The following is a 19,336-nucleotide window of genomic DNA, read 5'->3' on the forward strand; positions in this document are numbered from 1 at the left end:
CTCTAAGGAAATCGAATGGATTTGGTACTCGACCTGCTCGCCACCGTATCCCGCTGGAGCCGCAGCAACCTCTCGGAAATCTCCCTGGCTCTTGTCGGCTGTTTGCTGGTGCTGTTTGGCGCTGATATCAAAGGCTGGATCGAAGGCCGCCTGGGCAGCATCGCGGGTGCGCTGCGCGTACCGTTGATGGCGTTGGTGTGCATGATCGGCAGCGGCGCGGCATTGCTGTATGCCACACCGTGGATAGTGCGCGGGCTGAGCCAGTTCAATAACTACAGCCTGGCGCCGGTGTTGGTGGTGGTGCTGGTGTTGATTGGCGTTGTGGCAGACCGCCGCTGACCCCAAACCCAACACACAGATGCAAATGCGCGAGGGGGCTTGCTCCCGATAGCTGAGTGTCAGTCGACATCAAGAGGACTGATCCACCGCTATCGGGAGCAAGCCCCCTCCCACATTTTTGACTGCATTCCACGCTAATGACGTGTCAGTCGACCTTCTCGAACTTCAAATCCCAAACCCCATGCCCCAGACGCTCGCCGCGGCGTTCGAACTTGGTGATCGGGCGCTCGGCCGGGCGTGGCACGCATTTGCCGTCTTCGGCCAGGTTGCGATAGCCAGGCGCTACGTCCATCACTTCCAGCATGTATTCCGCGTACGGTTCCCAGTCGGTGGCCATGTGCAGGATGCCGCCCACTTTCAGCTTGCTGCGTACCAGTTCGGCAAACGAAGCCTGGACGATGCGACGCTTGTGGTGGCGGGACTTGTGCCACGGGTCCGGGAAAAACAGCATCAGGCGGTCGAGGCTGTTGTCGGCGATGCAGCGGTTGAGCACTTCGATCGCGTCGCAGTCGTAGACCCGCAGGTTGGTCAGGCCTTGGGTCAGCACGCCGTTAAGCAGCGCGCCGACACCCGGGCGGTGTACTTCGACACCGATGAAGTCCTGTTCCGGCGCGGCTGCGGCCATTTCCAGCAGGGAGTGGCCCATGCCGAAGCCGATTTCCAGGGAGCGTGGGGCCGAACGACCGAATACCTGGTCGTAGTCCACCGGCGCATCAGCCAATGGCAGTACGAACAGCGGCGTACCTTGTTCCAGGCCCTTTTGCTGGCCTTCGGTCATGCGACCGGCGCGCATCACAAAACTCTTGATGCGGCGGTGCTTGGACTCGTCGCCTTCTTCCACGGTGTTCGGCGTTTCGTTTGATTCAGTCATCAATGGCTCTTACTTGATCAGACCATCCAGCGGCGAGGAAGCGCTGGCGTAAAGTTTTTTCGGCATGCGCCCGGCGAGATAGGCCAGGCGACCGGCGACGATTGCGTGTTGCATGGCTCGGGCCATCATGACCGGCTGCTGGGCATGGGCGATAGCCGAGTTCATCAGCACCGCATCGCAGCCCAGCTCCATGGCGATGGTGGCGTCGGAGGCAGTGCCCACGCCCGCGTCCACCAGCACAGGGATCTTGGCTTCTTCGAGGATGATCTGCAGGTTGTACGGGTTGCAGATACCCAACCCGGAACCGATCAGACCGGCCAGCGGCATCACCGCGATGCAGCCGATTTCCGCCAATTGACGGGCAATAATCGGGTCATCACTGGTGTAGACCATGACGTCAAAGCCTTCCTTGACCAGCGTTTCGGCGGCCTTGAGGGTTTCGATTACGTTGGGGAACAGGGTTTTCTGGTCGGCCAGCACTTCCAGCTTCACCAGGTTGTGGCCGTCGAGCAGCTCACGGGCCAGGCGGCAGGTGCGCACGGCTTCGATGGCGTCGTAGCAACCGGCAGTGTTCGGCAGGAAAGTGTAGCGATCCGGCGACAGCACTTGGAGCAGGTTCGGCTCCCCTTCGATCTGGCCAAGGTTGGTGCGGCGCACGGCAAAGGTGACGATCTCTGCACCCGAGGCTTCGATGGCCAGGCGGGTTTCTTCCATGTCGCGGTACTTGCCGGTGCCGACCAGCAAACGGGACTGGTAGGTACGACCGGCCAGGACGAAGGGCTTGTCGCTACGAACGATGCTCATGGGAAATCCTCGAAATGGGGTGAGGTTCTGCAGAATTCGGGATGGCGCCGTTGAGCGCCGAACGGCTAACCGCCGCCGATGGCGTGAACCACTTCGACCTGGTCGCCTTCGGTGAGCGCGGTGTCGGCGTGCTGGCTACGCGGGACGATATCCAGGTTGAGCTCCACTGCGACGCGACGCCCGGTCAAGTCCAGACGGGTCAGCAGGGCCGCAACGGTTTCACCGTCGGGCAGTTCAAAGGATTCGCCGTTCAACTGAATGCGCATGCCACGGGCCGCCATCGTTTTTAGGGGCCAGCATTCTAGCCCGATTGGCATTGCTGGCCCAAGCCCCTCGGTCAGATGACCTGCAGGCGCCACGCGGTCAAGCCGAGGAAGAACCAGCCCAACAGGAACGCCAGCCCACCGAACGGGGTGATGATGCCAAGCTTGCTGATGCCGGTCAGGGTCAGCGCATACAAGCTGCCGGAGAACAGCAGGATACCCACGGCAAAGGAGATGCCCGCCCAGCTGACCAGTCGGCCCGGAATATGCGCTGCCAGCAATGCGACGCCGAACAACGCCAGGGCATGTACCAGTTGGTAGGTCACGCCGGTGTGGAAGATCGCCAGGTATTCGGCGCTCAGGCGGTTTTTCAGGCCGTGGGCAGCAAAGGCACCGAGGGCGACACCGGTAAAGCCGAAAAAGGCAGCCAGCATCAGAAAGCTACGCAGCATGAGGAACTCCAGTCAGACTCAAAGGGCGGTGTCTGTATAATGGCCCGCTCAACGGGTTCGGCCAAGCCATCTCTATGCTGCGTCTCCTCTTCAAACGTTTTCTCAAAGTCGTGAAATGGTTCGCCATCGGCAGTGTGCTGCTGGTGCTGCTGTTTCGTGTCGTCCCGCCACCGTTCACCGCGCTGATGATAGAGCGCAAGGTCGAGTCCTGGGTCGACGGCGAACCGATTGACCTGCAACGCACGTGGGTGGCGTGGGATGAAATCTCCGACGACCTTAAGGTGGCGGTGATGGCCGGCGAAGATCAGCGTTTTCCCCAGCATTGGGGTTTTGACTTTGGCGCGATTCAGGCGGCACTGGCGCACAACGAGCGCGGCGGTTCGATTCGCGGCGCCAGTACCTTGAGCCAGCAAGTGTCGAAAAACCTGTTTCTGTGGACCGGCCGCAGTTATGTGCGCAAAGGCCTGGAGGCCTGGTTTACCGGATTGATCGAGGTGTTATGGCCCAAGCAGCGGATTCTTGAGGTGTACCTCAACAGCGTGGAATGGGATGAAGGCGTGTTTGGCGCGGAAGCTGCGGCGCGGCACCATTTTGGAGTGAGCGCGAAGGCGCTTTCCCGCCAGCAGGCCAGTTATCTGGCGGCGGTGCTGCCCAACCCTCGAGTGTGGAGCGCCAGCCATCCAACGGCCTATGTGGCGCGGCGCGCAGCGTGGATTCGCCAGCAGATGAGCCAGTTGGGTGGGGATGGTTACTTGGTGGAATTGAATAACTCCCGCAAAGCCCCGTGGTCCGACTGACACACTGCACTACCCATGTGGGAGCTGGCTTGCCTGCGATAGCGGTGGGTCAAACTACCCATGTGTTAGCTGATACTGCCTCATCGCAGGCAAGCCAGCTCCCACAGTGGACCGAGTTGAGCTTGAGATTTTCGACTGCAAACAAAAATGCCCCTATCTTTCGATCGGGGCATTTTTTTGTCTTATCGCAGCGTTTTAAGCGGCGATCGACAACTTCAGCTTGTTCATCGCGCTTTTCTCAAGCTGACGAATGCGCTCGGCCGACACGTTGTACTTCTGTGCCAGGTCGTGCAGCGTGGCTTTTTCTTCCGCCAGCCAACGCTGGTAGAGGATGTCACGGCTGCGGTCGTCCAACACTTCCAGCGCTTCGTGCAGGTTGTGGTTGGAGTTGTCGCTCCAGTCGGCGTCTTCCAGTTGACGCGCCGGGTCGTACCGGTGGTCTTCCAGGTAGTTGGCCGGCGATTGAAATGCGCTGTCGTCATCCGCTTCGGCGGCTGGGTCGAAGGCCATGTCATGGCCGGTCAGGCGGCTTTCCATCTCGCGCACTTCACGCGGCTCCACACCGAGGCTTTCGGCCACGCGGTGGACTTCTTCGTTGTTCAGCCACGCCAGGCGTTTCTTCTGGCTGCGCAGGTTGAAGAACAGTTTGCGCTGAGCCTTGGTGGTCGCGACTTTCACGATCCGCCAGTTGCGCAGGATGAACTCGTGGATTTCCGCCTTGATCCAGTGCACAGCAAACGACACCAGGCGCACACCCATTTCCGGGTTGAAGCGCTTTACAGCCTTCATCAGGCCGACGTTGCCTTCCTGAATCAGGTCAGCCTGGGCCAGACCGTAGCCGCTATAGCTACGGGCGATGTGTACGACAAAACGCAGGTGGGCGAGCACCATCTGCCGAGCCGCCCCCAAATCCTGCTCATAGTAGAGACTCTCGGCCAGTTCACGCTCCTGCTCCGGTGTCAGCAATGGAATGCTGTTGACCGTGTGCACATAGGCCTCCAGGTTCGCACCCGGGACCAAAGCATAAGCAGGTTGCAAAGAAGTGGTCATACGAAAAAACCTCCGACTCACATAACTCGTGCAGTTCAGCACTGCGAAAATTGACCGGGAACCGTAGGACAAGTTCCCTAAACCACCAATACGGTCAATACAAACGAAACCACATTAATCTGACATTAACTACTTCGGCGCCAGCTCACGTAAATGACGAGCGACTGCAATCCACGCACCGATATACCCCAACAATACCGCGCCAAGCAAGAGTGACAGCCCATCGGCGACCGGCACGCCAGCCAAGGCGAAATCGCTGCCATACAAGCCGGCAAGCCCGACTACCGCGTCGTTCAGCCAATCAAGGCCAAACGCCAGCACGCCCCAGGACAAAATCCCCGCACCAAAGCCATAAAGCGCGCCCATGTACAGAAATGGACGACGCACATAGCTGTCTGTGCCGCCGACCAGTTTAATCACTTCTATCTCGGTGCGACGGTTTTCAATATGAAGACGAATGGTATTACCTATCACCAAAAGTAATGCAGACACCAACAACACCGTCAGGCCAAACACAAAGCGGTCGCCCAGCTTGAGGATCGCGGCCAGGCGCTCCACCCAGACTAGATCAAGTTGTGCCTGTTGCACCTTGGGCATCTCTGCGAGTTTTTGCCGCAGGGCTTCAAGGGCCGGCTTGTCGACTTCATTCGGCGTTACCAGCACCACGCCTGGCAGCGGGTTCTGCGGCAATTCTTTGAGCGCCTCGCCCAGGCCGGATTGCTGCTGGAACTCCTCAAGGGCCTGGTCGCGGCTGATGTACTCGGCATCCGCAACACCCGGCAGGTGCTTGATGTCATCGCGCAAACTCTCGCCTTCCTTGGTACTGGCGTCGAGGTTCAAGTACAGCGAAATCTGCGCCGCGCGCTGCCAGGACCCGCCCAGACGCTCGACGTTATTAAGCAGCAGCGACAACCCCATCGGCAGGCTCAGGGCCACAGCCATCACCAGGCAGGTGAAAAAGCTGCCAATCGGCTGTTTGCCCAGGCGGCGCAGGCTGTCGAGCAGGCTGGCGCGATGGCTTTCGATCCAGGCGCGCAGCAGCGTGCCGAAATCCGGGCCATCGTCATCGTCGCGTTTTTTCTTCTGCGGTTGCGGGTCGGCGGCTTTGGGCGCCACGCGCTCGGAAACTTTAGGGCTGCGTGTCGCACTCATACGCCGGCCTCCCCGTCACCGATCAGGCGGCCACGTTGCAGAGTGAGCATGCGGTGGCGCATACGGGCGATCAGGGCCAGGTCGTGACTGGCGATCAGCACACTGGTACCCAGACGGTTGATGTCTTCGAACACGCCCATGATCTCGGCCGCCAGGCGCGGGTCGAGGTTACCGGTGGGTTCGTCCGCCAGCAGCAAGGCCGGGCGGTGGACAATGGCGCGGGCGATACCGACGCGTTGTTGCTGGCCGGTGGACAGGTCGCCCGGGTACAGGTCGGTCTTGTCCGACAGCGCCACACGCTCCAGTGCCGAATCCACGCGCTTGACGATCTCAGCCTTGGACAGCCCGAGGATCTGCAACGGCAAGGCAATGTTGTTGAACACCGTACGATCAAACAGCAACTGATGGTTCTGGAACACCACACCAATCTGACGGCGCAGGAAAGGAATCTGCGCATTGCTGATGGTGGCCAGGTCCTGGCCCGCCAGCAGCAACTTGCCGGTAGTAGGACGCTCCATCGCCAGCAACAGGCGTAACAATGTACTTTTGCCGGCACCCGAGTGGCCGGTCACAAACAAGAACTCGCCGCGACGCACTCGAAAGCTCAGCTCATGCAAGCCCACATGCCCGTTGGCGTAGCGTTTACCGACCTGTTCGAATCGAATCATGGACGCTCCCGCTCGGCGAAAAGTGCCTGTACAAAGGGTTCGGCTTCAAAGGTGCGCAGGTCATCGATGCCTTCACCGACGCCGATATAACGAATCGGCAAGCCGAACTGTTTAGCCAGGGCGAAGATCACGCCGCCCTTGGCCGTGCCGTCGAGCTTAGTCAATGCCAGGCCGGTCAGTTGCACCGTCTGGTTGAATTGTTTGGCCTGGCTGATGGCGTTCTGGCCTGTGCCGGCATCGAGCACCAGCAACACTTCGTGTGGCGCTTCGCCGTCGAGCTTGCCGATGACACGGCGCACTTTCTTCAGCTCTTCCATCAAATTGTCCTTGGTGTGCAGGCGACCGGCGGTATCGGCGATCAACACATCAATATTGCGGGCCTTGGCAGCCTGCACCGCATCGAAAATCACCGAGGCGGAGTCGGCGCCGGTGTGCTGGGCGATGACTGGAATCTTGTTGCGCTCACCCCAGACTTGCAGCTGCTCCACGGCAGCAGCGCGGAAGGTGTCGCCGGCGGCAAGCATGACCTTCTTGCCTTCCGACTGCAGCTTCTTGGCCAGCTTGCCGATGGTGGTGGTTTTGCCGGCACCGTTGACGCCGACCACCAGAATTACGAACGGCTTCTTCGGGGTGATGACCAGTGGCGCTTCCACAGGTTTGAGCATCGCGGCCAGCTCGGCCTGCAGGGATTTATAGAGCGCATCGGCGTCGGTCAACTGCTTGCGCGCGACCTTCTGGGTCAGGCTCTGGATGATCACCGCAGTGGCTTCGACGCCCACGTCGGCGGTCAGCAGGCGGGTTTCGATGTCTTCCAGCAGCTCATCATCAATAACCTTCTTGCCCAGGAACAGGCTGGCCATGCCTTCGCCAATGCTGGCGCTGGTCTTGCTCAGGCCTTGCTTGAGGCGGGCGAAGAAACCGGTCTTACTGGTTTCAGCAGGCACGACGACCGGCTCCGGTGCGACCGGCGGCTCGATAACGGCAGGCGCGGCAACCACCACAGGTGCCGGCGCGGGCTCCACAACCACCGGCGCAGGCGCTTCGATCAATGGCGGCGCTTCGACCACAACCGCCACCGGCTCAACCACGACCGGAATCGGCGGCGTCACGTGCTCAGCCTGCACGTCTTCAACCAGCGCCACAGGCTCTTCGGCCACCGGCAGTTCCAGCCACGGCTTGTGCTCTGGCTCTGGCTCTGGCGCTGGCTCAACCTGTGCCGCTGGCTGCAATACGGGCTCAGCCATCGGCAACACTACCGGCGCCGGGGTTTCAGCGACCGGTTCGGCTTCTAATACAGGCTCTGGGATAGGCTCAGGTTGAACCTGTGACTGTTCGACGACGGTTTCCTGCGGCTTTTTGCGCAGCCATCCGAACAGGCCTTTTTTCTCGCCAGCCGCAGCTGGGCTCTTCTTGTCGTCGTTGGAACCAAACATGGAGGACGGCTATCTCAAAGTAGCGATGCGCCAGGGCGCCTCGGTAAATAAATTCGATGCAGAACAGACTGCGTTAACGCTCGCTTGTTCATGCGCAACATTTTGTAAGGCGTAAATAAAGGCCTCAACAAATCGTTTCAATAAAGGACTGAAGCGATAAAATCGGCGAAAAGTGGAAGATCGTCGGGGAAACCCACCATCTACTCCAACATTCCTACGACTGGATCCGGGACAAGATGACCGCCGCAGTGGCCGTGTCCAAATCGGATCAGTATCCTAGCACCTCCTCGCCCGCCGACGCTAAGACCAAGCGGGCAACCCAACAGGTTTAAAAACGAATGAATGCTCTAGCCCGCCGCGCCGCTGGCCTGCTGCTCGGCACAGTTTGCCTGCCCCTTTCAGCCTTGGCTGCCGACCCACAACCCACCCATGAATTCACCCTGGATAACGGCCTTAAAGTGGTCGTGCGCGAAGATCATCGTGCACCGGTCGTGGTTTCCCAGGTCTGGTACAAGGTGGGTTCGAGCTATGAAACGCCGGGCCAGACCGGTTTGTCCCATGCCCTGGAACACATGATGTTCAAGGGCAGCGCCAAGGTCGGGCCAGGCGAAGCCTCGTTGATCCTGCGCGACCTGGGCGCCGAAGAAAACGCCTTCACCAGCGACGACTACACCGCCTACTACCAGGTACTGGCCCGTGATCGCCTGGGCGTCGCCTTCGAACTCGAAGCCGACCGCATGGCCAGCCTGCGCCTGCCGGCCGATGAGTTCAGCCGCGAGATCGAGGTCATCAAGGAAGAGCGCCGCCTGCGCACCGACGACAACCCAATGTCCAAGGCCTACGAGCGCTTCAAGGCCATGGCTTACCCGGCCAGCGGCTACCACACGCCGACCATCGGCTGGATGGCCGACCTTGAGCGCATGAAAGTCGAAGAGCTGCGCCATTGGTATCAGTCCTGGTACGTGCCGAACAACGCCACGCTGGTAGTGGTCGGCGACGTGACCCCGGACCAGGTGAAGAGCCTGGCCCAGCGCTACTTCGGCCCAATCCCAAAACGTGATGTGCCACCCGCGAAGATCCCGCTGGAGCTCGCCGAACCCGGCGAGCGCCTGCTGACCATGCATGTACAGACCCAGCTGCCGAGCGTCATTCTCGGTTTCAACGTACCGGGCCTGGCCACCGCCGAAGACAAACGCTCGGTACAAGCTCTGCGCCTGCTCTCGGCCCTGCTGGATGGCGGCTACAGCGCGCGTATCTCGGAGCAATTGGAGCGCGGTGAAGAGTTGGTTTCCGCCGCCTCCACCAGCTACGACGCCTACACCCGGGGCGACAGCCTGTTCACCCTGACGGCCACTCCGAACCAGCAGAAGAAAAAAACCATTGCCCAGGCCGAAGCCGGCCTGTGGCGCCTGCTGGACGAATTGAAAGCCAAACCGCCGACGGCGGAAGAACTGGAGCGTATCCGCGCCCAGGTGATTGCCGGCGTGGTTTACCAACGTGACTCCATTACCAGCCAGGCCACGGCCATCGGCTCGCTGGAAACCGTTGGCCTGTCCTGGAAACTCATGGACACCGAACTGGCCGACCTGCAAAGCGTGACCCCGGAAGACATCCAGAAGGCCGCGCGCACCTATTTCACCCGCGAACGTTTGAGCGTCGCCCATGTTTTGCCTGAGGAGACCGCTCATGAGTGATCGCAAAAGCAGCCGCCTGATCTTTCCTGGCCTGGTCGTCGTCACCCTGATTGCAGCCAGTGCCGTGTACTTCCTGCGCCCGAGCGAGTCCGTAGCCAGCCAGGCATTGGACAAGGCTCAATCGGCCAACAAACTGCAATCCCTCGCGGAGCTGGACGGCAAGGCGCCGACCAACCGCAAGCTTGACGTGCAAACCTGGACCACCGCCGAGGGCGCCAAGGTGCTGTTCGTCGAAGCGCATGAACTGCCGATGTTCGACATGCGCATCCTGTTCGCCGCCGGCAGCAGCCAGGATGGCAGCAGCCCCGGTGTGGCATTGCTGACCAACGCCATGCTTAACGAAGGCGTGCCGGGCAAGGATGTCAGCCAGATTGCCAGCGGCTTTGAAGGCCTGGGCGCCGACTTCGGCAATGGCGCCTATCGCGACATGGCGCTGGTGTCGCTGCGCAGCCTGAGCGACAGCGACAAGCGCGAGGCGGCCCTGGCACTGTTTGACGACGTGATCGGCAAGCCGACGTTCCCGGCCGATTCCCTGGCGCGGATCAAGAACCAGATCCTCGCCGGCTTTGAGTACCAGAAGCAGAACCCGGCCAAGCTGGCCAGCCTTGAACTGTTCAAGCGCCTGTACGGCGACCACCCTTACGCGCACCCGAGCGAAGGCACACCCGACAGCATCCCGAAAATTACCCTCGCGCAGTTGCAGGCGTTCCACGCCAAGGCTTACGCGGCGGGCAACGCGGTCATTGCAGTGGTCGGCGACTTGACCCGCTCCGAGGCCGAAGCCATGACCGCCAAGGTCTCCGCCTCATTGCCCAAAGGTCCGGCCCTGGCGAAGATCGCCCAGCCAACCGAACCGAAGGCCGGCCTGAGCCACATTGAGTTCCCGTCCAAGCAGACGCACCTGTTGTTCGCGCAACTGGGCATCGACCGCGCCGACCCGGATTACGCCGCGTTGTCCCTGGGCAACCAGATCCTCGGCGGCGGTGGCTTCGGCACCCGTTTGATGAGCGAAGTGCGCGAAAAGCGCGGCCTGACCTACGGCGTATACTCCGGCTTCTCACCGATGCAGGCGCGCGGCCCGTTCATGATCAACCTGCAAACCCGCGCCGAAATGAGCGGCGGCACCTTGCGCCTGGTTGAAGACGTGCTGGCCGACTACCTCAAGACCGGCCCGACGCAGAAGGAACTGGATGACGCCAAGCGCGAGCTGGCCGGCAGCTTCCCGCTGTCCACCGCGAGCAATGCCGATATCGTCGGGCAACTGGGCGCCATGGGTTTCTACAACCTGCCGCTGAGCTATCTGGAAGATTTCATGAAACAATCCCAGGCCCTGACCGTAGAACAGGTGAAGGCTGCGATGAATAAACACTTGAGCGCCGACAAGATGGTCATCGTGACCGCCGGCCCGACGATTGCGCAAAAGCCACTACCGCCCCCCACTGATAAACCTGCCGAGCAGCCGCTCGGGGTTCCGGAGCATTAATGGCCAGTTCATCTCGCCCGAAAAAACCCGTCCACAACGTCCATAACGGTGTGGGCCAACTGCGCATCATTGGTGGCGAATGGGGCAGCCGCAAGCTGAGCTTCCCCGACGTCGTCGGCCTGCGTCCAACCCCGGATCGCGTGCGTGAAACCCTGTTCAACTGGCTCGCGCCGTACATCGGCGGCGCCAAGGTGCTGGACCCGTTTGCCGGCAGCGGCGCGCTGTTCCTCGAAGCGCTGTCCCGTGGCGCGGCGCAAGGCCAGGCGCTGGATGCCAGCAATGTGGCCGTCTCCAGCCTCAAGGAACACCTGGGCACCCTGCGCTGCACCACCGGCCAGGTTCAGACCGCCGACGCGTTGCGCTACCTGGAAACCCAGCCGGCCACCGAGTACGACGTGGTGTTCCTCGACCCGCCGTTCAACCAGAACCTGCTGCCGACGGTGTGTGCGTTGCTGGAAGAGCGCCAATGGCTGGCACCGGATGCGTGGATCTACACTGAAAGCGAGACCGCACCGTCGACCCTCGGCCTGCCGGGTAGCTGGCGCCTGCACCGGGAGCAGAAGTCCGGTCGGGTGTATTACGCGTTGTGGCACCGTTTGGTGGAAAGCGCTGCCTGATTTATGGCGAGCGGGCTGGCCCCGCTCGCCACAACAAGCTCGCTCGCTACAGAGATATCCATGATTCCTTCCGTCGACCTGTTCAAACCCGCCTTCGGCCTTGGCAACCCGCACCTACAAACGCTTTGGGGGCCATTGTGGCGCCCTACCACCCATATCGAACGCCAGCGCGAGCGCCTATGGTTGGACGACGGCGACTTTCTCGACCTCGACTGGCATGGCCCCCATGACGCGCAAGCGCCGTTGGTGCTGGTGCTGCATGGGCTGACGGGGTCGTCCAATTCGCCCTACGTGGCCGGCCTGCAAAAAGCCCTCGCTTCCCAAGGCTGGGCCAGCGCAGCGTTGAACTGGCGCGGGTGCTCGGGCGAACCCAACCTCTTGGCGCGCAGCTATCACTCGGGCGCCAGCGAGGACCTGGCGGCCGCGATTGCCCATCTGCGCACCCAGCGGCCGTTGGCTCCGCTGTACGCCGTGGGTTATTCGCTGGGGGGCAATGTGCTGCTCAAGCACCTGGGAGAAACCGGCGAAGCCTCTGGGCTGCAAGGCGCGGCGGCAGTGTCGGTGCCGTTTCGGCTGGATCAATGTGCAGATCGCATCGGGTTGGGCTTTTCGCGGGTTTATCAAAAGCATTTCATGCGCGAGATGTTGGCGTATATCCGCCTCAAACAGAGCCGGTTTCTACAGGATGGTCGGGCTGACGGGCTAAAAACCCTGGAAGCACTGGGCTCTCTGGAGAAGATGCGCACATTCTGGGACTTCGACGGGCGGGTAACCGCGCCGCTGCATGGGTTCCTCAGTGCAGAAGACTATTACCGCCGCGCATCGAGCCGTTACTACCTGGGCGAAATCCGTACCCCCACCCTGATCATCCAGGCCGCCGATGACCCCTTCGTGTTCGCCCACAGCCTGCCCGAGGCCAGCGAACTGTCGGACTGCACCGAGTTCGAGTTGCTGGCCAAGGGTGGGCATGTGGGGTTTGTCGAGGGTTCGCTGAAGCACCCCAGCTACTACCTGGAGCGCCGCATCCCGCAATGGTTGCGGGAGGAGCACGCTAAATAATGAGGCAGCGGGCTTGCCCGCTCCCACATTTCGATTGGGTTTACACACCAGGCAAATCAGTCGCCGGTTGCAACTTCCCGCGCCGGATCAGTAATCCACTCGCTCCACGACCCTGCATACAACTTGCCCAACGGATAACCCGCCAAACTCAGGGCAAACAGGTTGTGACACGCCGTCACGCCCGAACCGCAATACGCCACCAGTGCATCCGGCGAACGCCCCTGCAACTGCGCGGCGAAGCGCTGTTTGAGCTGCTCAGCCGGCAGGAAGCGCCCATCGCTGCCCAGGTTTTCATTGAATGCCGCACATTGCGCGCCGGGAATGTGCCCGGCGATCGGGTCGATCGGCTCCACGTCGCCACGAAACCGTGGTTGGGCACGGGCATCGATCAAGGTCATGCCCGGTTCGCCCAGGCGCTTTTGCAGGTGTTGCGCATCCAATACCAGCTGATTATCCGGCGTACCGGCAAATGTTCCCGGCTCAACCACAGGTGCGTCCAGGCTCAGCGGGAAACCTGCCGTGTGCCAGGCCTTGAGGCCACCGTCCAGAATAAACACGCCATCACGCTTGCCCAGCCAGGCCAGCAGCCACCAGGCGCGGGCGGCATAGGCGCCGGGGCCGTCGTCATACAGCACGATATCGGTGTCGGCGTTGATGCCCCAGGCCCGCAGTTGCACAACCAACGTATCCGCTGCCGGTAGCGGGTGGCGACCGGTCACGCCCTTGGTCACCTGCCCGCTGAGGTGGCGCTCCAGGTCGGCGTATTGCGCGCCTTCGATATGCCCTTCGGCGTAGCTGCAAAGCCCATAATCCGGGTCTTCCAGGGCGAAGCGGCAATCCAGGATCACCAGCCCGCCGCGCGGTTGGCGCTCGGCCAATTGCTGGGGGCTGATCAGTTGGGCAAGCGGCATGACAGGACTCCTGTGAACAGATTCGAGAAAGGGCCTACTTCACTTCTTCCAGTGCCTGATTCAACGGCACGTAAAACTCTTTGAACAAGGCATCCACTGCGTCTTTCGCCTCGGCGGTAACAAACCCCGCCTCCAGCACCAGCACCTGATACACACCGCGCTTGATCGCTTCGGCGCTCAAGTGAGCGGAGTTTTCATTGGTGGTGCACAGAAAGCGCACCCAAGAGGTGAGGATGATCCAGGCATTCAGGGTTAGCGCTTCGGTTTGCACCGGGTCCATATTGAGGATGCCCGCCTCGACAAACCCCTGATAAATGGCGCTGCCCTGGATCAGGCAGCGCTGGGAAAACCGCCGGTAGCCGGTGGCAAGTTCCGGGTCGCTTTCCAGCAGATGTTCAAGGTCACGGTGCAGGAAACGGTAGCGCCACATGCCGGCCAGCACGGCCTGCAGGTAGAAACGTTTGTCTTCGACGGTCACGGCGCGGCCTTGGGGCGGGCGCAAAAAACTGTCTACCAGGGCTTCGTATTCACGAAACAACACGGCGATGATCGCCTGCTTATTGGGGAAGTGGTAGTACAGGTTGCCCGGGGAAATTTCCATATGGGCGGCGATATGGTTGGTGCTGACACTGCGTTCACCCTGCTGGTTAAAAAGCTCCAGGCTGGTTTGCACAATGCGCTCGCTGGTCTTTACTCGTGGTGCCATAGGGGATCAGCTTCTGAACACGTGATGAAGCATCTTACGGCCTATCCTGCTCAGGATAAATCCGCATGTTGCTGCAATGTTATTTGACATTTTAGAGTAATGACTCTAATAAATGATGCATTCCAATAACAATCGGGAACTGCGCCATGCCTGCCAACGTTGCCTACCTGCAAGACGCCCAGGCGCTGGATCAACTCCAGGGCTTGTTCGACGCCCAGCGTCTCGCCTATGCGGCCAACCCGATGCCGCCCGCCGAGCAACGCCAGCAATGGCTCAAGGCATTGCGCGACTTGCTCAGCGACGAACGCGAGGCGCTGATCAAGGCGATCAGCCAGGACTTCAGCCACCGCAGTGCCGACGAAACCCTGTTCGCCGAACTGATGCCCAGCCTGCACGGCATTCACTACGCCAGCAAACACCTCAAAGGCTGGATGAAACCTTCCCGTCGCGCTGTGGGCATTGCCTTCCAACCTGCTTCAGCCAAAGTCATCTACCAGCCGCTCGGTGTGGTGGGCGTAATCGTGCCCTGGAACTACCCGCTGTATTTGGCCATTGGCCCGTTGGTGGGTGCTTTGGCAGCAGGTAACCGGGTGATGCTCAAACTCAGCGAGTCCACCCCGGCCACCGGTGAACTGCTCAAGGCACTACTGGGGAAAATCTTCCCTGAGGATCTGGTGTGCGTGGTGCTGGGCGAGGCCGACGTGGGTATGGCGTTTTCCAAACTGCGCTTCGATCACTTGTTGTTCACCGGCGCCACCAGCATCGGCAAGCATGTGATGCGCGCGGCTGCCGAGCACCTCACGCCGGTCACGCTGGAGCTGGGCGGCAAGTCGCCCGCGATCGTCTCGGCCGACGTGCCACTCAAGGACGCCGCCGAGCGCATCGCCTTCGGCAAATGCCTGAATGCCGGGCAAACCTGCGTGGCGCCGGACTACGTGTTGGTACCGGAAGACCGCGTCGAAGGGTTCATCGAGGCCTACTCCAAGGCAGTCCGCGGGTTTTATCCGACGTTGGCCGACAACCCGGACTACACCGCCATCATTAACGAGCGGCAACAGGCCCGGCTCAACGCCTACGTCAAAGACGCCACCGACAAAGGCGCCACCCTGATTCCGCTTTACGAGCAAGGCCAGGCTCGGCGCATGGCCCATAGCCTGTTGCTGAATGTCAGCGATGACATGACTGTGATGCAGGACGAAATCTTCGGCCCGGTGCTGCCGATCGTGCCTTATCGCGGCATCGACCAGGCGTTTGCCTACATCAACCACCGTCCTCGCCCGTTGGCCCTGTATTACTTCGGCTACAACAAGAGCGAGCAGAACCGTGTGCTCCACGAGACTCACTCTGGCGGTGTATGCCTGAATGACACGCTGCTGCATGTGGCTCAGGACGACATGCCTTTTGGCGGCATCGGCCCATCGGGTATGGGCCACTACCACGGCCATGAAGGCTTCCTCACGTTCAGCAAGGCCAAGGGTGTGCTGGTCAAGCAGCGCCTGAACGCGGCGAAGTTGATCTACCCGCCCTATGGCAAGTCGATCCAGACGTTGATTCAGAAGCTGTTTATCCGTTGATAACACACCCTCGGGATAACAATAACAATGAACCCTAGCCTGACTGATTCACCCGCGCTGTCGCGACGCGGCGTCTTGAAAATCGGCCTGTGCGCCAGCGCGTTCCTGGCCACTGCCGGGCTCGGCGCCAGCCTCAGCGGCTGCTCCAGCAGCACCCCGGCCAGCGGCTTTGCCATGCTGCGCAGCAGTGATTTGCCGTTCCTGCGCGCGGTCATCCCGGTGCTGCTCGAAGGCGCGGCCAGCGCCCAGGATGTGGTCGCCGGGATCGAAGACACCCTGAAAAAACTCGACTACAGCCTGCAACACTTGTCGCCGGAGATGTTCAAGCTCACCCAGCAACTGTTCGACGTACTGGGTATGGGTATCACCCGCGGTCCGTTGACCGGGATCTGGGGCAGCTGGGAAAACGCCAGCAGCGAGCAAATTCGCAACTTCCTGCACCGCTGGGAAAACAGCTACCTCAACCTGCTGCGCATGGGCCAGGGCTCACTGCTCAAGCTGGTGATCATGGCCTGGTACTTCCGCCCGCAATCCTGGGCCCATTGCGGTTACCCCGGCCCGCCGAAGATCTAACCCTGATAAGCCGATCAGAAAATATGGGAGCGGGCCTGCTCGCGAAAGCGGTGGGTCAGTCAATAAATTCTTAACTGATAGACCGTATTCGCGAGCAAGCCAGCTCCCACATTGACCGCAACTTCGTAGCGTTTAACTCATAAGAACAAGAGTGCACTTCTATGCCCGTACCCGATCTGTTCCGCGACGGCCTGGCCCGTGGCTGGAAAACCCACAATGGCGCCGCCTTAGGCAGCGATCTGACCCTGGAAGCCGATGTGGCGATTATCGGCAGCGGCGCCGGGGGTGGCACCACCGCCGAGATCCTCAGCGCAGCCGGCTACAAGGTGTTGCTGATCGAGGAAGGCCCGCTCAAAACCAGCAGCGATTTCAAACTGCTGGAAGACGAGGCCTACGCCAGCCTGTACCAGGAAGGCATCGGCCGCATGAGCAAAGACGGCGCGATCACCATCCTGCAGGGCCGGGCGGTGGGCGGCACCACGCTGATCAACTGGACGTCGAGCTTTCGTACGCCCGACGCCACCCTCGCCCACTGGGCCAGCGAATACGCGGTAACCGGCCACAGCAGCGCCGAGATGGCGCCGTGGTTCGAGAAGATGGAACAGCGCCTGGGTATCGCGCCGTGGGCCATCCCCCCGAATGCCAACAACGATGTGATTCGCAAAGGCTGCGAAAAACTCGGTTACAGCTGGCACGTGATTCCACGCAACGTGCGCGGCTGCTTCAACCTGGGGTATTGCGGCATGGGCTGCCCGGTCAACGCCAAGCAGTCGATGCTGGTCACCACCATTCCGTCCACCCTGGAAAAAGGCGGCGAGCTGCTCTACCTGGCCCGCGCCGAGCAGCTCAAATACAGCGGCGACACGATCAGCAGCCTGGAATGCGTCGCCATGGATGAACGCTGCGTGGCCCCCACCGGGCGCAAGATCACGGTCAAGGCCAAGCATTACGTCCTGTCCGGTGGTGGCATCAACAGCCCGGCGCTGCTGATGCGTTCAAACGCACCCGACCCGCATTCGCGGCTGGGCAAACGGACCTTTCTGCACTTGGTGAACTTCTCCGCCGGGCTGTTCGACGAGGTCATCAACCCGTTCTACGGTGCGCCACAGTCGATCTATTCCGACCACTTCCAATGGCAGGACGGCACGACCGGCAAAATGTCCTACAAGCTGGAAGCTCCGCCCTTACATCCGGGCTTGGCCAGCACCCTGTTCGGCGGCTACGGCACACAAAACGCCTTGGACATGAGCCAACTGCCGCATACCCACGCCATGCTCGCGCTGTTGCGTGACGGCTTTCATCCCGACAGCCCGGGCGGTACCGTGGAATTGCGCAGTGACGGCACGCCGGTGCTCGATTATCAGGTATCGGATTACGCCTGGGACGGCCTGCGCCGGGCGTTCCATACCATGGCCGAGATTCAGTTCGCGGCGGGCGCCAAGTCGGTGAAGCCGCTGCACCACGATGCACGCTACGTGAACTCCTTGGCCGAGGCACGCAGCCTGATTGATGGCCTGAGCCTGGAATTGCACCGAACCACACTGGGCAGCGCTCACGTAATGGGCGGTTGCGCGATGGGCGAAGACCCGAAAAACGCGGTGGCCGACAGCCTCGGCCGGCATCACCAATTGCGCAACCTGTCGATCCACGATGGCTCTCTATTCCCCACCAGCATTGGGGCTAACCCGCAATTATCGGTGTACGGATTGACGGCGCAACTGGCGACAGCATTGGCCGAACGTCTGAAAACGGCATGAAAAAACACGGTATTCGTGCTGTCTATAGTGCTTTCTTCTGCATAAGTTGACTTGGCCGACCGGGATGGCTGCGATACCATCCGGTTCCCCAACGGACTCCGCCAGGACGACGCGATGAACCGAGTGTTGTACCCAGGTACCTTCGACCCGATTACCAAAGGCCATGGCGATCTGGTCGAACGTGCCTCTCGCTTGTTCGACCATGTGATCATCGCGGTCGCCGCCAGCCCCAAGAAAAACCCGCTGTTTCCCCTGGAACAGCGCGTGGAATTGGCGCGTGAGGTCACCAAGCACCTGCCCAATGTGGAAGTGGTGGGCTTTTCGACGCTGCTGGCGCACTTCGCCAAAGAGCAGAACGCCAATGTGTTCTTGCGTGGCCTGCGTGCCGTGTCGGACTTCGAATACGAATTCCAACTGGCCAACATGAACCGCCAACTGGCGCCGGACGTAGAAAGCCTGTTCCTCACGCCATCGGAGCGTTATTCGTTCATTTCTTCCACGCTGGTTCGTGAAATCGCGGCACTGGGCGGGGATATCACCAAGTTCGTGCACCCGGCCGTGGCGGATGCGCTGACCCTGCGTTTCAAAAAGTAATTTCTGACCAGCGGGCTTGTCTGTGGCCAGTGGGCTTGACGCAATAAGCCCGCTCACCACCACAAGCACATCGCCACAGGTCATGTGCGCTCGCACTGTGGGCGCCAATGCGGCACAATTGCGCGCATTCGTTTTCAGATGCCCTGGCTGACAGCCCTGGCAGGAGTTTCCATGTCCCTGATCATCACCGACGATTGCATCAACTGCGACGTCTGCGAACCCGAGTGCCCGAACGCTGCGATTTCCCAGGGCGAAGAGATCTACGTGATCGACCCCAACCTGTGCACCCAGTGCGTCGGCCACTACGACGAGCCTCAGTGCCAGCAAGTGTGCCCGGTGGATTGCATTCCGCTGGATGAAGCCCATCCGGAAACGGAAGAGCAGTTGATGGAGAAGTACCGGAAGATTACCGGTAAGGCTTAAGGTTCTTCAGCGTCTATCCGGCCTCTTCGCGAGCAAGCCGGCCCCACGTTTAAGCGTATTTCGTCAGAACGAACGCGTTCTAATGTGGGAGCGGGCTTGCTCGCGAAGGCGGCATC

General features: G+C 60.9%; 21 protein-coding genes. 11 read left to right on the top strand and 10 right to left on the bottom strand.

Going from position 1 to position 19,336, the window contains the following annotated elements:
- Positions 1-15 precede the first annotated feature (15 nt).
- A complete protein-coding gene (locus tag A7D21_RS18090; RefSeq protein WP_017139459.1) occupies positions 16-339 on the top strand; it encodes a DUF3392 domain-containing protein in 324 nt (107 codons plus the stop codon).
- 145 nt (positions 340-484) lie between these two features.
- Here the strand turns inward: A7D21_RS18090 and trmB are convergent, their stop codons facing one another.
- The 4 genes from trmB to A7D21_RS18110 all read right to left on the bottom strand — a co-directional run bounded on the left by trmB (position 485) and on the right by A7D21_RS18110 (position 2,729).
- The gene (gene trmB, locus A7D21_RS18095; RefSeq protein ID WP_016976030.1) at positions 485-1,210 is read right to left on the bottom strand and encodes a tRNA (guanosine(46)-N7)-methyltransferase TrmB; all 726 of its coding nucleotides are present in this window, start codon (positions 1,208-1,210) and stop codon (positions 485-487) included.
- 9 nt (positions 1,211-1,219) lie between these two features.
- Positions 1,220-2,014: a thiazole synthase gene (locus tag A7D21_RS18100; protein ID WP_069552292.1), complete on the bottom strand. Its 795-nt coding sequence runs from the start codon at positions 2,012-2,014 to the stop codon at positions 1,220-1,222.
- 65 nt (positions 2,015-2,079) lie between these two features.
- Complete coding sequence (gene thiS / locus A7D21_RS18105) at positions 2,080-2,280, bottom strand: sulfur carrier protein ThiS (protein ID WP_053258809.1); 201 nt, start codon at positions 2,278-2,280, stop codon at positions 2,080-2,082.
- Between the two features lie 71 nt (positions 2,281-2,351).
- Positions 2,352-2,729 carry a DUF423 domain-containing protein gene (locus tag A7D21_RS18110; protein WP_053258487.1) on the bottom strand — a complete coding sequence of 126 codons (378 nt, stop codon included), beginning with the start codon at positions 2,727-2,729 and terminating at the stop codon, positions 2,352-2,354.
- 74 nt (positions 2,730-2,803) lie between these two features.
- On the opposite strand from A7D21_RS18110, the gene mtgA reads away from it, so the two are divergent.
- Complete coding sequence (gene mtgA / locus A7D21_RS18115; protein ID WP_069552293.1) at positions 2,804-3,526, top strand: monofunctional biosynthetic peptidoglycan transglycosylase; 723 nt, start codon at positions 2,804-2,806, stop codon at positions 3,524-3,526.
- Between the two features lie 195 nt (positions 3,527-3,721).
- On the opposite strand, the gene rpoH is transcribed toward mtgA, so the two are convergent.
- The 4 genes from rpoH to ftsY form a co-directional block, all read right to left on the bottom strand.
- Positions 3,722-4,576: an RNA polymerase sigma factor RpoH gene (gene rpoH / locus A7D21_RS18120; RefSeq protein ID WP_003176698.1), complete on the bottom strand. Its 855-nt coding sequence runs from the start codon at positions 4,574-4,576 to the stop codon at positions 3,722-3,724.
- 129 nt (positions 4,577-4,705) lie between these two features.
- A complete protein-coding gene (gene ftsX, locus A7D21_RS18125; protein ID WP_053258489.1) occupies positions 4,706-5,728 on the bottom strand; it encodes a permease-like cell division protein FtsX in 1,023 nt (340 codons plus the stop codon).
- Positions 5,725-6,396, bottom strand: coding sequence for a cell division ATP-binding protein FtsE (gene ftsE, locus A7D21_RS18130; protein ID WP_003213784.1), 672 nt, complete (start codon positions 6,394-6,396; stop codon positions 5,725-5,727). The genes ftsX and ftsE overlap by 4 nt, the downstream gene beginning before the upstream one ends.
- The gene (gene ftsY, locus A7D21_RS18135) at positions 6,393-7,829 is read right to left on the bottom strand and encodes a signal recognition particle-docking protein FtsY (protein ID WP_053258490.1); all 1,437 of its coding nucleotides are present in this window, start codon (positions 7,827-7,829) and stop codon (positions 6,393-6,395) included. The genes ftsE and ftsY overlap by 4 nt, the downstream gene beginning before the upstream one ends.
- Before the next feature lie 338 nt (positions 7,830-8,167).
- On the opposite strand from ftsY, the gene A7D21_RS18140 reads away from it, so the two are divergent.
- From A7D21_RS18140 to A7D21_RS18155, 4 genes are read left to right on the top strand one after another with little or no spacing between them, the layout of a single operon-like run.
- A complete protein-coding gene (locus tag A7D21_RS18140; protein WP_053258491.1) occupies positions 8,168-9,523 on the top strand; it encodes a pitrilysin family protein in 1,356 nt (451 codons plus the stop codon).
- Positions 9,516-11,006, top strand: a complete 1,491-nt coding sequence (locus A7D21_RS18145; RefSeq protein ID WP_069552294.1) for a pitrilysin family protein — start codon at positions 9,516-9,518, stop codon at positions 11,004-11,006. The genes A7D21_RS18140 and A7D21_RS18145 overlap by 8 nt, the downstream gene beginning before the upstream one ends.
- Entirely contained in the window at positions 11,006-11,623 is a 618-nt protein-coding gene (gene rsmD / locus A7D21_RS18150) for a 16S rRNA (guanine(966)-N(2))-methyltransferase RsmD (protein WP_053258493.1), read from the top strand. The genes A7D21_RS18145 and rsmD overlap by 1 nt, the downstream gene beginning before the upstream one ends.
- A 60-nt stretch (positions 11,624-11,683) precedes the next feature.
- Positions 11,684-12,682, top strand: coding sequence for a hydrolase (locus tag A7D21_RS18155; RefSeq protein ID WP_053258494.1), 999 nt, complete (start codon positions 11,684-11,686; stop codon positions 12,680-12,682).
- Positions 12,683-12,738: 56 nt separating this feature from the next.
- On the opposite strand, the gene A7D21_RS18160 is transcribed toward A7D21_RS18155, so the two are convergent.
- On the bottom strand, positions 12,739-13,593 hold the full coding sequence (locus A7D21_RS18160; RefSeq protein ID WP_069552295.1) for a sulfurtransferase: 855 nt from the start codon (positions 13,591-13,593) through the stop codon (positions 12,739-12,741).
- 34 nt (positions 13,594-13,627) lie between these two features.
- Positions 13,628-14,299, bottom strand: coding sequence for a TetR/AcrR family transcriptional regulator (locus A7D21_RS18165; RefSeq protein WP_053258496.1), 672 nt, complete (start codon positions 14,297-14,299; stop codon positions 13,628-13,630).
- A gap of 146 nt (positions 14,300-14,445) precedes the next feature.
- On the opposite strand from A7D21_RS18165, the gene A7D21_RS18170 reads away from it, so the two are divergent.
- From A7D21_RS18170 to A7D21_RS18190, 5 genes are all read left to right on the top strand, one after another.
- Entirely contained in the window at positions 14,446-15,873 is a 1,428-nt protein-coding gene (locus tag A7D21_RS18170; RefSeq protein ID WP_069552296.1) for a coniferyl aldehyde dehydrogenase, read from the top strand.
- A 27-nt stretch (positions 15,874-15,900) separates the two neighbouring features.
- Complete coding sequence (locus A7D21_RS18175) at positions 15,901-16,446, top strand: hypothetical protein (RefSeq protein WP_053258498.1); 546 nt, start codon at positions 15,901-15,903, stop codon at positions 16,444-16,446.
- A gap of 161 nt (positions 16,447-16,607) precedes the next feature.
- A complete protein-coding gene (locus A7D21_RS18180) occupies positions 16,608-18,203 on the top strand; it encodes a GMC family oxidoreductase (protein WP_053258499.1) in 1,596 nt (531 codons plus the stop codon).
- A 114-nt stretch (positions 18,204-18,317) separates the two neighbouring features.
- Complete coding sequence (gene coaD, locus A7D21_RS18185) at positions 18,318-18,797, top strand: pantetheine-phosphate adenylyltransferase (protein ID WP_003176711.1); 480 nt, start codon at positions 18,318-18,320, stop codon at positions 18,795-18,797.
- A gap of 171 nt (positions 18,798-18,968) precedes the next feature.
- Positions 18,969-19,220 (top strand): YfhL family 4Fe-4S dicluster ferredoxin, encoded by a 252-nt coding sequence (locus tag A7D21_RS18190; protein WP_003195146.1) that lies wholly within the window; start codon positions 18,969-18,971, stop codon positions 19,218-19,220.
- The last annotated feature ends 116 nt before the right edge of the window (positions 19,221-19,336 follow it).

This window comes from Pseudomonas sp. AP19, from assembly GCF_001728855.1.
In the GTDB taxonomy this organism is placed as follows: Bacteria; Pseudomonadota; Gammaproteobacteria; order Pseudomonadales; family Pseudomonadaceae; genus Aquipseudomonas; species Aquipseudomonas fluorescens.

What these genes read in the sequence shown, in the direction of transcription:
- A7D21_RS18090 (WP_017139459.1), top strand. Translation starts at nt 16, where the DNA reads ATGGATTTGGTACTCGACCTGCTCGCCACCGTATCCCGCTGGAGCCGC.
- trmB (WP_016976030.1), bottom strand. Translation starts at nt 1,210, where the DNA reads ATGACTGAATCAAACGAAACGCCGAACACCGTGGAAGAAGGCGACGAG.
- A7D21_RS18100 (WP_069552292.1), bottom strand. Translation starts at nt 2,014, where the DNA reads ATGAGCATCGTTCGTAGCGACAAGCCCTTCGTCCTGGCCGGTCGTACC.
- thiS (WP_053258809.1), bottom strand. Translation starts at nt 2,280, where the DNA reads ATGCGCATTCAGTTGAACGGCGAATCCTTTGAACTGCCCGACGGTGAA.
- A7D21_RS18110 (WP_053258487.1), bottom strand. Translation starts at nt 2,729, where the DNA reads ATGCTGCGTAGCTTTCTGATGCTGGCTGCCTTTTTCGGCTTTACCGGT.
- mtgA (WP_069552293.1), top strand. Translation starts at nt 2,804, where the DNA reads ATGCTGCGTCTCCTCTTCAAACGTTTTCTCAAAGTCGTGAAATGGTTC.
- rpoH (WP_003176698.1), bottom strand. Translation starts at nt 4,576, where the DNA reads ATGACCACTTCTTTGCAACCTGCTTATGCTTTGGTCCCGGGTGCGAAC.
- ftsX (WP_053258489.1), bottom strand. Translation starts at nt 5,728, where the DNA reads ATGAGTGCGACACGCAGCCCTAAAGTTTCCGAGCGCGTGGCGCCCAAA.
- ftsE (WP_003213784.1), bottom strand. Translation starts at nt 6,396, where the DNA reads ATGATTCGATTCGAACAGGTCGGTAAACGCTACGCCAACGGGCATGTG.
- ftsY (WP_053258490.1), bottom strand. Translation starts at nt 7,829, where the DNA reads ATGTTTGGTTCCAACGACGACAAGAAGAGCCCAGCTGCGGCTGGCGAG.
- A7D21_RS18140 (WP_053258491.1), top strand. Translation starts at nt 8,168, where the DNA reads ATGAATGCTCTAGCCCGCCGCGCCGCTGGCCTGCTGCTCGGCACAGTT.
- A7D21_RS18145 (WP_069552294.1), top strand. Translation starts at nt 9,516, where the DNA reads ATGAGTGATCGCAAAAGCAGCCGCCTGATCTTTCCTGGCCTGGTCGTC.
- rsmD (WP_053258493.1), top strand. Translation starts at nt 11,006, where the DNA reads ATGGCCAGTTCATCTCGCCCGAAAAAACCCGTCCACAACGTCCATAAC.
- A7D21_RS18155 (WP_053258494.1), top strand. Translation starts at nt 11,684, where the DNA reads ATGATTCCTTCCGTCGACCTGTTCAAACCCGCCTTCGGCCTTGGCAAC.
- A7D21_RS18160 (WP_069552295.1), bottom strand. Translation starts at nt 13,593, where the DNA reads ATGCCGCTTGCCCAACTGATCAGCCCCCAGCAATTGGCCGAGCGCCAA.
- A7D21_RS18165 (WP_053258496.1), bottom strand. Translation starts at nt 14,299, where the DNA reads ATGGCACCACGAGTAAAGACCAGCGAGCGCATTGTGCAAACCAGCCTG.
- A7D21_RS18170 (WP_069552296.1), top strand. Translation starts at nt 14,446, where the DNA reads ATGCCTGCCAACGTTGCCTACCTGCAAGACGCCCAGGCGCTGGATCAA.
- A7D21_RS18175 (WP_053258498.1), top strand. Translation starts at nt 15,901, where the DNA reads ATGAACCCTAGCCTGACTGATTCACCCGCGCTGTCGCGACGCGGCGTC.
- A7D21_RS18180 (WP_053258499.1), top strand. Translation starts at nt 16,608, where the DNA reads ATGCCCGTACCCGATCTGTTCCGCGACGGCCTGGCCCGTGGCTGGAAA.
- coaD (WP_003176711.1), top strand. Translation starts at nt 18,318, where the DNA reads ATGAACCGAGTGTTGTACCCAGGTACCTTCGACCCGATTACCAAAGGC.
- A7D21_RS18190 (WP_003195146.1), top strand. Translation starts at nt 18,969, where the DNA reads ATGTCCCTGATCATCACCGACGATTGCATCAACTGCGACGTCTGCGAA.